We start from the raw sequence: 15,136 nt of genomic DNA, 5'->3' as shown, positions 1-15,136 counted from the left end.
TGAATCCATGAACGCAGACCTTTGGGGCACTGTGAATTCGCCTTCGCCAAGCATTGAACTTCACGACATCGTTCGGCGCAGTATGCCTTCTCCCTCATTTCAATCTCTTGCCGAGATGTTGTGTATCAATGAAGAAAGGAATGTGATGTATAGGGAACGTGATTTAGCCATTTGGTGCTCAGTGTATGAGACATGCGGTGCCAATGAATTTGTGCGTTTGGTTGAAGAGGCGGTCGCCACCTACAGCCGTGTACCCATCTATGATTGGCCGATCCGAGTTGACGTATCCGAACTCGGGTTACCATGCGCCCAGATATTGCAAAGCGTTGTGAGCGGTCGAGATTTATATGCAAGCGTCTCAGATAACTACATCGAGATCGGATCCCGCCTGACGAACCATCTTTCTCAGCACCTGCAACGGCATCTGGTGGACAATGAGATGGCCACCGACGACATGAAGGAGGATCAATTGTTCAGAGATTTAGGTCTGTAGCTGAGCCGCTTGCTGACGCGTAGCCGCACCTTCGATCCAAATTTGTTCATGCATGGCATTTACTTCAGCTCGCATCTGGAGGCTCAGGTAAAGCAGCCTTGCACTGCCCAGTCAGGTCGGCTTCCAGGACTCATTTTTTGTGTGCGACAGGCTGGCGGAGAGGAGGGGATAGTCACTCCAGAAAACCAGCGGTAATTAGCAGAACCGGTGAGCCGCTAAACGCTCCATGTCTCGAACCCAGGTTCTCAGAAAACGACGCCAGTCATGGGCATAGCTTCCTTCCGGAAAACGCTCAGCAATTGCATTGGCTGCTTCGAATCTGGTTCGCCAAACTTCCGGTATGTGCTGGTCTAAAACGATTACAAAGTGGTGCCCGTCGCTGCTTTCATACGGCGTTTCCGGCACAAAGTCCCTCAACTCCTCGATTGTCATAAGCGCAGCAGCCCCATGAGGTTGTTCGAGGTCTTGTCGATCAATTTCATCGAGAATGCTTAGGTGAGGTTTTGCGCGATCATCCCCTGGTCGCAAGTCCTCCAGCCCCCACAAAGCGGCCCGCCTTGCACGCTCTCGCTGCCACAGACTTTTCAAATCAATCGCCATCAAGTTTTCCTTAATACATCCACGTTCTGCACCGCGTCATCGGCAGGTGTGATTTCAACTGCTGCCACATCCTTCCTGGACGACCTGCGACGCTTCAACAGGGGACGTAATTGTACGCTGCTAGATGTGTTGATCTGAACGCACGCATTGCGCAATCTACAAACAAAACGAGTGTGGAGGCCGTCGTGACTGCGTGAGGGTCGAGTCAAGAAAAATATATTTTCAGAAGGCCCCTTGAAAATTTTTTCGAGCGACGGATCTTTATATTTGAGGACAACAAAAAAGCAGCGATCTCAGCGCCCCACCTACCGGCGATCCTGCTGAGGAAACGGTGTGGGTTTTTTGCTTATTCAGTGCTTCTGCTTTTGGCCTTTTCTTGCCATTTATCCTGCTGACGCTGATGTGTGACTGCCCTGTGGGCATAGCAAAGTCGGCACTTAGCGGCGTAAGCCGCTGCTATCCAGTTTGATTTCAAACAACGAGTCATTTTTTGAAAAAATACCCGTGCCGGACAACTTCGTGCGAGTCAGTCCGTAGATCAAATGGAGAGAGCAGATGGAAGACGAGATTGAGTTTAAGGTTTGGCGCTCGGCGCAGCAGGCATGTAGCAAGGTGTCGTTTGCGCGACTGCTTGAAGAGGCGGTCGCCAGTTTCAAGAGAATCCCTGGGCTTGATCCTATCGTGCGCCTGCACGCGTCAGGGATCGGTGCTGAGAGCATCAGAGTGCTACGTGATGCTCTGGAACGCTCTGATATCGATGCGGGCCCATTTGCGTCTCACGTCGAGCTTAGGTCTCGTCTGAGAATGCATTTACGCGATCATCTGCAATCGCACCTGATGAAGATCGGCTTTGCTTCTGACGCGATGAAAGCGGATCAGTTGGAACGGGATATGGGGCTGTAGTCATCGATGTCATCGACGATCCCAAAGACCGCCTTTGGCAGGCAACAATTATTCACGATGTCCCGTTCGCCTAGGTGTCATGCGATAATACCTGCCTTTACCATAGACCCCTGACCACCTTCGCTTGTAGCTATCACGCTTTCTACTAACGCTCAGAGAGGCGAGAGGCGCTTCGCGAAGGAACGATGTTAAGCCGCATCCGATTGATGGCATGTTGGCTTAGCCTACGATGACAAAATGGCGCCAGAGCACATTTCAGCGCGATTTTCTAGCGTCTGGTTGTTCACTCTGACGAGGGAGCGAAATAGCGTATCTCTGCCAGCCGTCGATCCGTTCAAGCGTGAAGGAAGACCATGCTCAGCGCGCTCGTGCTGGACGGTCAGTCGCAAACGTCTGATCAGTTAAGCCCTAGGCACCTTGGTGTAGCTTTACAAAAACCGTCATGGCCACGACGGCTCTATCATTAGTTTGTGGCGGGCTTATTGAGCTGGACGACTTAATTTTTGATCAGCCTTACCCTTAGAGTAGGCAACACTCTCTTGCGTTCATCTATTCTCCAATGGAAAACGCGTTCAGTAATGATGGCAAAAAAAGCAGATCTATAAATCGCATATCTTGCGCGTAATAATCATTGACTGCTCGCCCGTTCTCGATTGAGCTCCAACTGGTCTAGCAAATCAGAATTAACTTCCGCCCAATCATACAGTGCGAGCAATGGTTTCACGAATTCCCTGCCCAAAGCTGTAAGAGAGTATTCAACCATTGGCGGCACAATTTGAAACACTTCACGGTGGATCAATCCTTCGCACTCTAACTCGCGCAAGGTCTGTGTAAGCATCTTTTTCGAGACACCAGGCATGCTGCGTTGCAACTGCCCTGTACGAAGCTCGCCGAAATGAAGAATGTACAGAACCATAGACGTCCATTTTGGCGAGAGTAGCCTGTGGATACGTCGGGGAGGGCAGTTTATATCTACAGTCAACGGAATCATGGTTACTCCTGAGTGCCTACGTTCCAAAAAAGTACCTACTCGACAAGTATAATACAACGTCCCAATAATGCGCATCTTGATTAAAGAAGCTGTGAGACTTGGAAATGACCGTTTCATCTATCCGTGCGCTAATCCTCGATAACTACGAAACCAACGAATTCAGAGACGCGCGAATAGAGCGTCCTGCACCTGCGTCCAATGAGGTTTTGGTTCGTATCGTCGCTAGCGGCGTGAATCCGATCGACTACAAAATCCGTACAGGAAAAGCCCCTTATGCGATGCCAGATCTCCCTGCAGTTCTAGGCTGCGACATGGCTGGCGTTGTTGAAGCTGTCGGCTCAAGCGTCAAAGATTTATCCGTAGGTGATGAAGTCTATGGGCTGATAGGCGGTGTACGAGGTCTGCAGGGATCGTTGGCCGAATACGTTGCAGTCGATTCAGATCTGGTTGCTGTTAAACCTAAGAATTTAACTTTCCGTGAAGCGGCGGCTATGCCACTCACGTTTCTCACCGCTTGGGAAGGTTTGGTTGAGCGCGCTCAGATTAAGGCTGGTCAGAAAATACTGATTCATGGCGGCGCAGGTGGTGTCGGTCACATGGCTGTACAGATCGCTAAAGCTCTTGGCGCCGAAGTATTCGCAACGGTTTCAAAGAGTAAGCACCCGATCGTCGAAGGATACGGTGCTACCGCGATCGATTATCGTGAAGTCTCGGTGGACTACTACACGAAACTGCACACAGGTAATGAAGGATTCGACGTCATTTACGATACAGTCGGAAGCAATTGTCTGGATGACTCTTTTAACGCAATACGTCTTTATGGTCATATCGTAAGTTGCGCAGCTTTCGGAACCCACAGCTTGGCCACCGGATCCCTGCGGGGTTCGACGATGTCTGCCATATTTATTTTGCTCCCGCTGCTGACTGGCAAAGACCGAGCGAGATTCAAGAGTATTCTTGGTGAAGCAACTAAACTTGTAGAAAGAGGAAAAATTAAACCACTGCTGGATCCTCAGCGCTTTACTCTAAATGAGGCTCGGCAAGCTCATGATGCAGTAGAGCAAGGAAATACGGCGGGGAAAATAGTAATCGAAATCGTCTGACCCGCAATCACGCCAATGATGTAAATTGCAGGGTGGCATTAAAAAAGCAAATCTACGAGGCCGCACTACGTCCGCCACCCCTGCGGGAGAAAAAGTAAAGGAATATTCTTTGTTCATTAAGTAAAAAATTTCTGCTGCGGCGGTAAACTAGAAAAGCGAGCTAATCATTTCAGAATAATGTCAGCAAGATTGGTTTTGCTATCCAATGCCTGTGCGCGGGCAGAGATAATATAGCTAAGCGTAGCCGCATCTGGAAGTCCGGGCAAAATACCTTCAGTTAGCATCAGCAAATCTGAATGTTGCAGAGCTCGATACTTGAGTATTTGTAGTGGTGTAGACCCCGATTGAATAGATCGATGAGGGTTGTCATGCCACATCAAGTTCTCTTCAATAATGAGCAGATGAACGGGGCAGCTTGGCACCAAGGTTAACTTTAGCGCTTCCAAGGAAGAAGATGCTTCCGCGATTCGAAAATACCCTAGTGCATTAAGGTTTTTTTCTATATAAATTCGTCGCTCATATTTCGTGTCTGCAATAACGATGCGAAGGTTTTTAGGGGACATATTGACTCTGCCGTGGAGAAGGTAATTATCAGACGTAAGTCTGGGTTGTTTGTCGTACTATGGAAAAAAAGTGCGATAGGATTGTACAAAGCTTATAAATTTCTCCGACGACATCGGCTTTGCAATAAAAAATCCTTGGGCTATATCTACGTCTAATTTTCTAGCCAAATCATAGTCTTCTTCAGTCTCAATTCCTTCGGCTATGGTAGTCAATCCCAAGTCGCGGGCAAGTAATACTGTGTGTTGAATGAGCTTTCTACCGGAAACATTTGCTCTGGCCCCATGTATGAAGCTTTTATCAATTTTTAGTTTGCTAAATGCAATTGTCGCTAAACGCTGAAGGGACGAAAAACCAACGCCGAAGTCGTCAATAGCGCAACTAAATCCCCGAAGTCTTAACTGCTCCACAGTTTCAGATAGCGACAACTCCGAGTTATGTGATGAAGATTCTGTTATCTCTACCGTGAAATTTTTGGGGTTAAGATCATGCTGATTAAAAAAAAGTGATAATTCCTCAGCCCAATCTACTGAAGCTGCAATATCTGCACAAACATTAACAGCTATGTTCAACTCCACTCCTTTTAGCCGCCGAAAAGTGACACCTGTATGACCTAGCATCTTTTTCCATAACGCTCTGCGCTCGGAGTAAGTCTCAAGCACCGCGAAAATATCACCTGGGCCGCGTACTCCAGATCCATCACTGTCCCACCTAGCTAAAGCTTCAGCTCCATATAGAGCCCCGGTGCGTATATGGATTTGTGGCTGATAATAAGCAATTATTTGCTGAAGGCATTCCGACGCATTTAATTGACGTTCTGGTTTGTGTTCCACAGAGGTTATTTTCCTGGTCGGCTTGTTTTAATAACTGCGTTGTGTTCAGTGCTAATGCTCAGTAATGCTGAACATTATCAGCCTCATCTTAGGTAGTGAATGGTTTGCGCCAAAATCGTATTGTTTTTGCGATGACCAAAATATGAAGTCTTTTCACAGTATTTCGCACTCTAGGAAAAGTTTTTAAATACACTTTGGCGCCGAATTGGCGGGGGCGAAGTGAAATAAGAAGCTACATAATCACTCAGCATCTTATGATGCGAATATAGCTGTTTTTCCTAATTTCGCTTGCGGGATAGTCTTGCATGATAGTAAGAATTCCTAATCAGCGCGTGTCGGAGTACTGAGTCCCCACTCACCAATACATAGGATAATTCCTAAGCAATATTAGGAGTTAATAACATAACCTATTAGGTGTGCGAGCAATGTTTTTACAGTCAGACTTAATAAATATTATGGCTAGATGCTGAGTCGCACCTATAGGGAACTAAAATCTTAGATTTTTGAGCAGGTAGGAAAACCTGTTCACCATTCGCCGATGATCTTACTGCTGGGTTCGGTTTCTATCATCGTGGGTAGTTTTTGAGCTATCGATTCTAAATTCAAGTTTGAAGTGCTGAGGATGGTAAAAATTCAAATTAATGTGGAGGAATATTACAGCGTCACATTCCGCTTTATGTCTCAGTGATCCATTGAGATCGAGTAATGGTGTTCATGAAAACGTTAAACCTAGGGTTGTGTTATGTGTGAAAATAAAGAGAAGGCGAAACCTATTAAAATAATAATTGCCGATGATCATCCAGTAGTGACATTGGGGGTTAATAAATTATTAAGCGATTGCAAAGATCTCCAAGTAGTAGCCACCGCTACAAAAATCTTCGACCTTTTCAAGAGGCTGGACGAGGTAAGTTGTGACATTTTGATTTGTGATTACTCTTTTGAAAGTGATGGCGAACCCGATGGGCTACTGTTGCTAGAGAAGATACGACGATTGCATCCTAGCGTTAAGATAATACTATTCACCGCTCATGACGATCTTGTAGTTGTACAGAGAGCAGTGAGGGCCGGGGTGTCCGGCTTTCTAAGCAAAGCAAGTAATGATGCTAATTCGTTTTTTAACGTAATTCATCGAGTCCATTCTGGGGAGAAATATCTTGACTCACTCACTTCAAAAACCATGCTTGATCATCTAATGTCGAACGACTTATCACCTGCTACGCTAACTAACTTAACTCTTACGGCCAGGGAGTTAGAAGTGATGCGTATGTTTTCAAGAGGAATGTCGGTTACCGATATAGCGCAACATACAGACCGCAGTGTAAAGACAATCAGCACTCAAAAAAAACAAGCAATGTTAAAACTTGGCGCTACGAATGACGTAGAGCTTCTTAATGCCTTCAATCAGCTTTTCTGAATGCGAAAGGTAGATGCCACGTGTTGAACTTAATAAAGCATATCGAACGATCCCAGCCAGTAGATTGCTCAAAAGTTAAACAATCTTTTCCAAATCTAATGGAGAGATACTCTACACGGCTATTGTTTACGGGTGGTGCTGTCGCAACTCTCGTTATAATAGCTGCACTCTTTACTATCTTGGCCATGTTGATAACCGACTTTTTCAATGCACAACTGAATATTTTCGAAACTCAGCACGAGAGAGTAAAAGCTAATGTGGATCGTACTCAAGCACGGGTAAAGCAAGCGGTAGAGTCGTACGAACTTTTGTCGAATATGCGCAAAAGTAACTCTGGCCCCATTAGAAACGTTCATAAAGGTGTTGCGCATGAGTTCTCAATTGGCATCACAGGGCCTGAGACAACGGTAATTCCAGCTATGCTTTTCTCTAGAATAGAATACGATACAAACAGGGGGAAGATAAAAGATTTTTTGCATCTTATACAGGAATTCTCGCCAATCTCGTTAATGAGATTTCGTGATGTCGGGTATTCGTTGGGAGGCTTTGCCTATTCTGCAGATCATCAACTACTGGCAATTGGCCCGCCTTTAACTTCTCCTGAACTTCAGAAAGCCCATGACTATGGAGTTGACAATTACGTCAGGCATACCATTGATGCAGTAGAAAAACAGATAATAAACATCGCACCAGAAGTCATCCTTAAAGAGCGTATCGTTTGGATTCCTATTGCTTTGTCACCTATCACCAACGAAATGACAGGATATTACGCTGCTCCTGTCTACCGTTCATCAGAACGAATTGCTGTTGTGGTGGCAAGCGTGCCACTAAAAAAATTCCCAATTCTATTTCAAGATTCCACCCATCAACCTAATTTTTTTGTCCTCTCCCAGAATCTAGACCATGTAATGGGGGGTGGAGAGGAATATTCGGTCGAACGCCGCCTCGCAGATTTGGCTATCGAATTCAAAGCAGACTTCGATAAGACTGGAGATCGACCTCTTCTTATTTACCGAAACGGGATTTTTATTTACTCCCAGCTAATTACCGGCCCGAACTGGACAGCAGTTTTCGTATTTGATTGGAACGCAATTATTAGTAGCCTCAAAAAACCACTGATAATATGCGTGGCACTATTCTGCGTGATTATATCTTTACTGTGGGGGTTTGCGATTTATTTTAACAGATCCGTGCTAGGCCCTTTAGGGTCAAGTTCACGCATTATTTATGATAGCGATATATTTAATCGCGCAGTATTAAACATAGCTCCTGTCGCACTTACAATTTACGAGCCTTTATCGAAAACTATAGTTCTGCAAAATAATGAGGCAATGAAACTGCTTGAGACTTCCTGCGATATTGACGGCTTTTACAGACAGTTGCTTGAACACACGAACACTTTTGGGAGGCATGCCGATGAATTAGAACCGCACGCGGGCATGACCGCCTCAAACAATTTTGAAACTCGGATATACGATGATAAGGGTTGTTTTAGGGAGGTTTCAGTTAATTATTCAATGGCAAGATATAAGCAAACCGATGTTTTACTATTTGGAATGATTGACATTAGCGATCAAAAATCAACTGTCCGTTATTTGGAAGAGGCAAAGCAGGCTGCTGACAAAGCGAACAAAGCTAAATCTGTATTTTTGGCAACGATAAGCCATGAAATACGTACTCCAATGCACGGTGCATTGGGAAATCTCGAATTACTCACATTGGAGCAATTTACCGCTAATCAGAAGGAAAGGTTGAGTATAATTCGGCACTCCTTTGACGCTCTGCTAACCCTTGTGAATGACGTACTGGATCTATCGAAAATTGAAGCGCAGGAATTTCGCTTAAATATCGAACTTTTCAATTTTGTTGAATTAGTTGAACGGTGTGCACAAACCTTCGCACCTGTTATTTCTGATAAAGGATTGCGTTTTCTTTGCTTGATTGATCCTGACATGGAAGGTATTTGGCGTGGTGACGCCCAGCGGATTTCTCAGGTCTTAATGAACCTTCTCAGCAACGCTGTGAAATTCACTGTGTGTGGTTCCATAACGTTGAAGATCGCACCAGGACGTATGGAAGGCAATAAGCAGTGGGTTCACTTAAGTCTAGGTGACACCGGTATTGGAATCTGTTCTGATAATCTCGATGCAGTATTTGAACCATTCGTACAAGCTGATCCTAGAATAGGAAAAAGATTCGGCGGTACCGGCCTTGGTCTCGCGTTATGCAGAGAAATTACTTCGTTAATGGGAGGGTTTATCTCTGTTGATAGTGAGCCGAATGTTGGATCTATTTTCCAAGTTAATTGGCCTCTAATGCGTGAGAACGAGAACAGTGCTTCGGCGCACTCACAGAAAAAACATATATTTGATACGGTAGTAGTTTGTTGTGACGCTCCACTTTGGGAATTGCACTTGGGTGCCCAAGTCAGAGCTTGGTTTCCCGGTGTGACAGTAGTATGTAGTAACGGTCATGATGAAAAGCATCATAATAATGCGAAAGCCATTTTACTGATTGCGCTTACCAATGAGCCTTTGTTTGGGTGGTGGAGCGAACCGTCGAACTACTATGAGGATACGATTTTAGTTTCACCTCACGGCCCTCTATATCCCGAAAGACAGGGAGCTAACGTCCATGTTACATCTTTTTCAGCTTCGATGTTAAGGCTTGCTCTATCAACAAGTAATAAGAGTGGACAAATCATTGAGTCTTATGACTCTCGAATTGAAACTTATCATCAGGCGAATAGTTCTCGTTTTTTAGTCGTTGAAGATGATCCCGTCAACAGGGAACTGCTGAGATGCCAGCTTGCGGCATTGGGTTATTCTAATGTGGATTGTGTGAGTAATGGCTCTGAAGCGCTAGAGAAAATTGTTATTACTTCTTATGAACTTATCATAAGTGATCTGAATATGGCCGTAATGAATGGTCTTGACCTCATTGCAAGAATTAGAGCGTTGAAAATATTTACCCCGGTGATAATTAGTACCGCCGATCTAGTATCAAGATTCGATCTGGCAAGTGACATTGAACTGATGTACAAGCCGATATCATTGAAGCAGTTAAAGCTTTTCATTAATAAGGTTCTGAATGATGAGGTTTCGGCTCTGACTTGTAAGGATAATGATGCGCTTCCCCTAGACGCTGTTTCTGAAATGCGAAGATTACTACTAGCCGAGTGGGTTGCTGATGAGCAGACTTTGCGCCACGCGTTAGACACAAACGACAGCGATAAAATTGTTCGACTTGCTCATCGTCTAAAAGGGGCGTTTTTAGCGATTGGAGAAAATACTGGTGCTAGAGAATGCGATCATCTATGCGCACTTGTTAAGTCCAAAAATATAATATTTGTTCGGTCAAGAGTAGAGGCGCACATAAATTACATAAAAAACAGTTTTATAAACTAATCAATGTAGTTTAGTGGTTGTCATCACTCGCTTTATTCTTTAAGTCATTAACTAAGGCTCAAGTGTTCCAAAAATTATTGCTCTTTACTATAGGGGATTGCCAGAAGGAAGTTGTATTGCTTGGCGAATATAGTACTGAACAGTGTGATTCGCTTCTATTATTTGAGCATGTCATGTCAGGCCATGTGGTCGGGGTACTGCGTGGTTTGTAGGTTAGCTATATGCCCTTGCTGGGGGGGGCGAAATATTTAAGCTGTGAGTCGCAGTCACGCTGTCCCTGTGAGCCCCTCGACATGTCGTGATGGTACATTTTTTAATACCTTGTAGTCATCGCAGTTCTATTTTTTATTCGTTCGGGCTTCCAAATATCACAGTGTCTCCATGTCTCATTGAGCTATTTTCCCCTAACGGAAAAGTCGTTCCCAGTTAAAACAAAGGATACGAAGTTGTGAAAAGCATCGGGGCACATCAGCAGTTCGTATGAATTCTCTAGAACTGGATCCCTCACATTAGCTCATCGGCGACCTAGCACCCGCTGAATGCGAGTAAAACTCAAAGTTTCCGGAGTTGGTTGGCACTAGATTCACGGCGTTAAAAAAAATAAGAGTATTCTTAGATAAAAATGGGAGTAGTCACAATACATCCTGACGTGAGTTCAAGGCAGCATAGTAGTGCAGATCGATCATATTTTTAATCTAAGTTGCGTAATTCAAATTGGTATTTTTACGGATCTTAGTTTGACTATCAATGATCCTCTGGTACGAGCGAAATTAGTACTAAGACTCAACACTACTTTACTGCCTTAACTGGCGCATAGGAAAATCATGAACAGAAAACTGATTGTTATGGCTTTGCTGGCAGGCTCCGCTTTTTCCTCAGCATCGTATGCAGCTGACGGAGTCGTTAATTTCACCGGTACTATTACCGATGCAGCTTGCACTGTTAGTCCAAGTTCTACTTCCGCAACTGTTGCTCTCGGGACGATCAGTTCAAAAGCGTTTAGCGCAGCAGGAGCTACGTCAGCTCCTACTCGTTTCGGTATCACCTTGACTACTTGTCCGGCGTCGGTTACTACCGCCTCTTTGAAGTTCGATGGGCCTGCGAATTCCGAGAATAGTGGTCTGCTGGCGCTTACCAGTGGCGCCGGCGTCGCTACAGGCGTGGGAATTGGCATCTATGAAAGTAATTCAACCACTCTGATTCCTGTAGGCACAAAGTCTGCGACTAAGGCTCTTGCGTCAGGAGCAGATACCACTTTCGAATTTGTCGCGAAGTATGTATCTACTGCGGCGACGGTGGTCTCCGGCAAAGCTAATGCTACGAGCAACTTTACCGTTTCCTATAACTAAGATTTTATACAAAAGGTATAGCTAGGCTAGTCCTAATCTATATAGCACTTTGCTTCGGCTGAGGGACTGCTTATAAGTTGAGTAGCCCTCAGTCATTTACATTGTGATGCATACCTAGGAGCAACGCATGCCTCGGTTGAATATGTTCGGCTGCTTGGTGGTTTTCCTGCTTAGCATATCAAATGTTGCACAAGCAGGAGTCGTAGTTGGTGCAACGAGAGTTATTTATGACGGTAAAAAAAAGGAAGCGTCTATATCAGTAACAAATGCTGATAAAAGTACTCCTTTTCTCATTCAGTCCTGGTTTGAAGTTGATGAGGGAGTACATCGAGAGACGTTACCATTTATCATTACCCCGCCCCTGTTTCGGTTGGATGTTGGGAGAGAAAATATCTTGCGCATTGTGCGAGTGGGCAACCAGTTGCCAAAAGACAGAGAAGCTGTCTATTGGTTAAATATTAAATCTATTCCAGCGACCGAAGAATCTACTCTTAATAAACTTCAGATTTCCGTGAAAACTCGTATCAAATTGTTCTACCGTCCAGTAGGCCTACCGGGAAATGCAAACGAGGCGCACAAACTCTTAGTTTTTTCTAAAAACAACGGTCGACTGATTGCTACCAATCCGACGCCTTACCACATCTCTTTTTTTAAAATAAATATCGGTTCTGAAGAGATCAAGGATGTAGGAATGGTTGAGCCATTCAGCACTCGTGAATGGGCTATCCCCGACGGATCTGCAGGTGACATAAGTTGGCAGTCTATTAATGACTATGGGGGCATCACAGATATGGTTAAACAGTGAATATATCCCTCGACCCATCGTATGAACAATAGCCAGCGATCTTTTTCCCCGCAATATTAACGCTTCCCCCCCCCCCAACAATGCACGGTAGGAGACCAATGCAATGAAGATAGTTACTTTCGGTCACCGCGACCCCATACATTTGAAACGTAACCGTGGCCTGATTATTAGTACTTCTTCAGCCTGGATCCTGCTCACACTTTCGCTAATTTCGTTTTGCATTTTAGTGTTTTCACCCGGATTAACTGCAAAAGAATATTTCGATCCTTCAGCGTTAGAAATGATCGCGGACGATCAACCAGTTCCTGATCTCACCAATTTCTCGACTGGAAATGGGCAGTTACCGGGAACGTACATGGTAGACATCTACCTGAACGGTAACAAAGTCGATACTCGCAATATCAAATTTTTCCGTTTGCAGGATAGCCTACTTCCCGAACTCACTGTTGGGCAACTAACCGCACTGGGTGTAAAAACTGAAGCGCTTGCAAGCCTCCAGAATCTTCCAGCGGATAAAACGTTGTCGGATTTGGGCCAATACATCCCTGATGCCAATAGTCAGCTTAATTTTGCAGAGCAGCGCCTCGACTTGAGCATTCCACAAGCCGCTCTTAACAACGAGGCTCGCGGTTATGTGGATCCTATTTTATGGGATAGGGGGGTGAATGCTTTCCTGATGAACTACAGCTTTAGCGGTGCGAACACTTGGGAGGATGGACGCGCAGGGACGAGTGATAGTAATTATCTTAATTTGCGTAGCGGGCTAAACTGGGGGGATTGGCGCCTACGCAATTACTCTACGTACTACGATAACAACGGCCAAACGTCGTTGGATAATGTCAACACCTACCTGCAACGTGATATCACGCCTTTGAAAGGTCAGTTGACACTAGGCGATAGTGTGACCCCGAGCGACGTATTCGATAGCGTCCAATATCGAGGTATACAACTTAACTCGGACGATAATATGTATCCCGATAGCTTGCGCGGTTTTGCTCCAGTCGTGCGAGGGATCGCGCGTAGTAACGCACAGGTTACTGTTCGTCAAAACGGATACATTATTTATCAAAGCTATGTGCCACCAGGTGCGTTCGCCATATCTGATCTTTACCCTACCTCCGCCAGTGGCGACTTGGAGGTTACCATTACAGAGACCGATGGTTCAGAGCGCTCTTTGACACAGCCTTTTTCAGCCGTGCCCGTAATGCTTCGTGAGGGTCGCCTAAAATACGCCTTGACCGCCGGTGAATATCGGACGGCCAACTCCGATGCGCTTACACCCTATTTCGGCCAAGGTACCATGATCTATGGCTTACCTTTCGACAGCACCGCCTACGGTGGGGTGCTGATAGCTAAAAATTACAACTCCCAGGTTTTTGGTTTAGGCCATGGATTTGGCCTCTGGGGCTCTTTATCGATTGACGCCACTCAGGCCAAGGCGGAACTGGACAACGGTGAGACGAGATCAGGGCAATCTTATCGTTTTCAATATGCAAAAGATATAGAAGTGACCAGTACTACTTTTACACTGGCGGGCTATCGTTATTCCACCAATGGCTTTTATGATTTTCAAGAAACCAACGATATTGGTTCGTTCGGCAAAAACGACATGTGGCGTAACAATTACATTAAGCGAAGCAAGGCGCAAATTAGTATCAACCAGTCGTTTGGCGCCTATGGGAACGTCTACGTCAACGCTTTCCAGCAGGACTACTGGCGTCGCGGCGGTGTTGAGCGAAATATAAGCATTGGTTATAGCGTCAGCAAAAATAGCATTACCTATGGCTTAAACTATACGTTGTCTCAATCGCCGGAACGAAACAGCAAGGATCAGCAATTAGCGCTTAACATTCAGATTCCGCTAGACAACCTGTTACCGAATAGTTGGGCAAGCTACAACATAAGTGCCAGTAAAAATAGCGGCACATCCCAACAGATTGGCCTGGGCGGCACAGCGTTGGCAGATAACAACCTAAACTACAATATAAGCCAAGGCTATGCCGATAAAGGCGTAGGAGGAAGTGGAAACGCCAGCGCTAGCTATCTTGGAACTTATGCTGAGGCCCAAGTTGGTTACAGCTATACCAGCACCTCCGAACGCCTGAATTACGGAGCGCAAGGTGGAATCGTTGCTCATTCCGACGGAGTCACTTTTTCCCAGCAACACGGAGAGACTATTGCGCTCGTAGAGGCGCTTGGGGCCGCTGGGGCGAAAATCCAGAATAACACTGGCGTGCGTACTGATTGGAGGGGGTATGCGGTCGTACCGTATCTTAGTACCTACCGACAGAACCGAATTGCTTTGGATACAGAATCTTTAGGTGATGATATAGACCTAGAAACTGCGACACAAACAGTCATCCCTACTAGGGGGGCGGTGGTGTTGGCTAAATTCCAGACTCGCATTGGCAGTCGCGTACTGTTAACACTGAATTATAAAAACAAGCCAGTTCCTTTCGGTGCAACCGTTGCGCTACAGCCCAATTCGGAAGCGTCAGACAACATCGGCATTGTTGGTACTAATGGGCAGGTCTACTTGAGCGGTGTAGCCGATCGCGGCTTGCTATACGTGAAGTGGGGTAGTCACGACCACAATCGATGCGAGGCGAATTTTGAGCTGCCGAAAGCAGAAAGTATCTCATCAATCCAGGTAATAGCTGTCGATTGCAAATAGGAA

12 protein-coding genes are annotated in these 15,136 nt (G+C 45.5%); 8 read left to right on the top strand and 4 right to left on the bottom strand.

The features are described 5' to 3' along the window. The first annotated feature begins 7 nt into the window (after window positions 1–7). The gene (locus CKW26_RS10360) at window positions 8–493 is read left to right on the top strand and encodes a hypothetical protein (RefSeq protein ID WP_141231771.1); all 486 of its coding nucleotides are present in this window, start codon (window positions 8–10) and stop codon (window positions 491–493) included. A 195-nt stretch (window positions 494–688) separates the two neighbouring features. Here CKW26_RS10360 and CKW26_RS10355 read toward each other — a convergent pair whose 3' ends face one another. Then, a complete protein-coding gene (locus tag CKW26_RS10355; protein WP_095048506.1) occupies window positions 689–1,093 on the bottom strand; it encodes a hypothetical protein in 405 nt (134 codons plus the stop codon). A 555-nt stretch (window positions 1,094–1,648) separates the two neighbouring features. Here CKW26_RS10355 and CKW26_RS10350 point away from each other — a divergent pair. Then, window positions 1,649–1,996, top strand: a complete 348-nt coding sequence (locus CKW26_RS10350) for a hypothetical protein (RefSeq protein ID WP_176471240.1) — start codon at window positions 1,649–1,651, stop codon at window positions 1,994–1,996. A 628-nt stretch (window positions 1,997–2,624) separates the two neighbouring features. Here the strand turns inward: CKW26_RS10350 and CKW26_RS10345 are convergent. Then, a complete protein-coding gene (locus CKW26_RS10345; RefSeq protein WP_095048504.1) occupies window positions 2,625–2,987 on the bottom strand; it encodes a helix-turn-helix domain-containing protein in 363 nt (120 codons plus the stop codon). Window positions 2,988–3,091: 104 nt separating this feature from the next. Here CKW26_RS10345 and CKW26_RS10340 point away from each other — a divergent pair, with 104 nt between their 5' ends. Beyond that, window positions 3,092–4,090 carry a zinc-dependent alcohol dehydrogenase family protein gene (locus CKW26_RS10340; protein ID WP_095048503.1) on the top strand — a complete coding sequence of 333 codons (999 nt, stop codon included), beginning with the start codon at window positions 3,092–3,094 and terminating at the stop codon, window positions 4,088–4,090. A gap of 164 nt (window positions 4,091–4,254) precedes the next feature. Here the strand turns inward: CKW26_RS10340 and CKW26_RS29480 are convergent, their stop codons facing one another. Together CKW26_RS29480 and CKW26_RS10335 are read right to left on the bottom strand one after the other, a co-directional pair. Next, complete coding sequence (locus CKW26_RS29480; protein WP_141231855.1) at window positions 4,255–4,653, bottom strand: hypothetical protein; 399 nt, start codon at window positions 4,651–4,653, stop codon at window positions 4,255–4,257. 57 nt (window positions 4,654–4,710) lie between these two features. After that, window positions 4,711–5,484 (bottom strand): EAL domain-containing protein, encoded by a 774-nt coding sequence (locus tag CKW26_RS10335; protein WP_177409244.1) that lies wholly within the window; start codon window positions 5,482–5,484, stop codon window positions 4,711–4,713. Between the two features lie 742 nt (window positions 5,485–6,226). Between CKW26_RS10335 and CKW26_RS10330 the strand changes: the two genes are divergently transcribed. From CKW26_RS10330 to CKW26_RS10310, 5 genes are all read left to right on the top strand, one after another. Beyond that, window positions 6,227–6,898, top strand: a complete 672-nt coding sequence (locus CKW26_RS10330) for a response regulator transcription factor (RefSeq protein ID WP_095048501.1) — start codon at window positions 6,227–6,229, stop codon at window positions 6,896–6,898. A gap of 20 nt (window positions 6,899–6,918) precedes the next feature. After that, window positions 6,919–10,305 carry an ATP-binding protein gene (locus tag CKW26_RS10325; protein ID WP_141231854.1) on the top strand — a complete coding sequence of 1,129 codons (3,387 nt, stop codon included), beginning with the start codon at window positions 6,919–6,921 and terminating at the stop codon, window positions 10,303–10,305. An 824-nt stretch (window positions 10,306–11,129) separates the two neighbouring features. After that, window positions 11,130–11,654, top strand: a complete 525-nt coding sequence (locus CKW26_RS10320; protein ID WP_095048499.1) for a fimbrial protein — start codon at window positions 11,130–11,132, stop codon at window positions 11,652–11,654. Between the two features lie 127 nt (window positions 11,655–11,781). Beyond that, entirely contained in the window at window positions 11,782–12,459 is a 678-nt protein-coding gene (locus tag CKW26_RS10315; RefSeq protein WP_256579893.1) for a molecular chaperone, read from the top strand. A gap of 103 nt (window positions 12,460–12,562) precedes the next feature. Further along, the gene (locus CKW26_RS10310; RefSeq protein WP_095048498.1) at window positions 12,563–15,133 is read left to right on the top strand and encodes a fimbria/pilus outer membrane usher protein; all 2,571 of its coding nucleotides are present in this window, start codon (window positions 12,563–12,565) and stop codon (window positions 15,131–15,133) included. Window positions 15,134–15,136: the final 3 nt, after the last annotated feature.

Source organism: Pseudomonas sp. Irchel s3h9, from assembly GCF_900187475.1.
Taxonomy (GTDB): Bacteria; Pseudomonadota; Gammaproteobacteria; order Pseudomonadales; family Pseudomonadaceae; genus Aquipseudomonas; species Aquipseudomonas neuropathica.
The sequence above is the reverse complement of the archived record's forward strand: the minus strand, read 5'-3'. Positions and strand labels throughout refer to the sequence as shown.

Excerpts from the sequence above, each read along its gene's own strand:
- CKW26_RS10340 (WP_095048503.1), top strand. The coding sequence starts at position 3,092 with ATGACCGTTTCATCTATCCGTGCGCTAATCCTCGATAACTACGAAACC.
- CKW26_RS10330 (WP_095048501.1), top strand. The coding sequence starts at position 6,227 with ATGTGTGAAAATAAAGAGAAGGCGAAACCTATTAAAATAATAATTGCC.
- CKW26_RS10320 (WP_095048499.1), top strand. The coding sequence starts at position 11,130 with ATGAACAGAAAACTGATTGTTATGGCTTTGCTGGCAGGCTCCGCTTTT.
- CKW26_RS10360 (WP_141231771.1), top strand. The coding sequence starts at position 8 with ATGAACGCAGACCTTTGGGGCACTGTGAATTCGCCTTCGCCAAGCATT.
- CKW26_RS10350 (WP_176471240.1), top strand. The coding sequence starts at position 1,649 with ATGGAAGACGAGATTGAGTTTAAGGTTTGGCGCTCGGCGCAGCAGGCA.
- CKW26_RS10345 (WP_095048504.1), bottom strand. The coding sequence starts at position 2,987 with ATGATTCCGTTGACTGTAGATATAAACTGCCCTCCCCGACGTATCCAC.
- CKW26_RS10310 (WP_095048498.1), top strand. The coding sequence starts at position 12,563 with ATGAAGATAGTTACTTTCGGTCACCGCGACCCCATACATTTGAAACGT.
- CKW26_RS10315 (WP_256579893.1), top strand. The coding sequence starts at position 11,782 with ATGCCTCGGTTGAATATGTTCGGCTGCTTGGTGGTTTTCCTGCTTAGC.
- CKW26_RS29480 (WP_141231855.1), bottom strand. The coding sequence starts at position 4,653 with ATGTCCCCTAAAAACCTTCGCATCGTTATTGCAGACACGAAATATGAG.
- CKW26_RS10355 (WP_095048506.1), bottom strand. The coding sequence starts at position 1,093 with ATGGCGATTGATTTGAAAAGTCTGTGGCAGCGAGAGCGTGCAAGGCGG.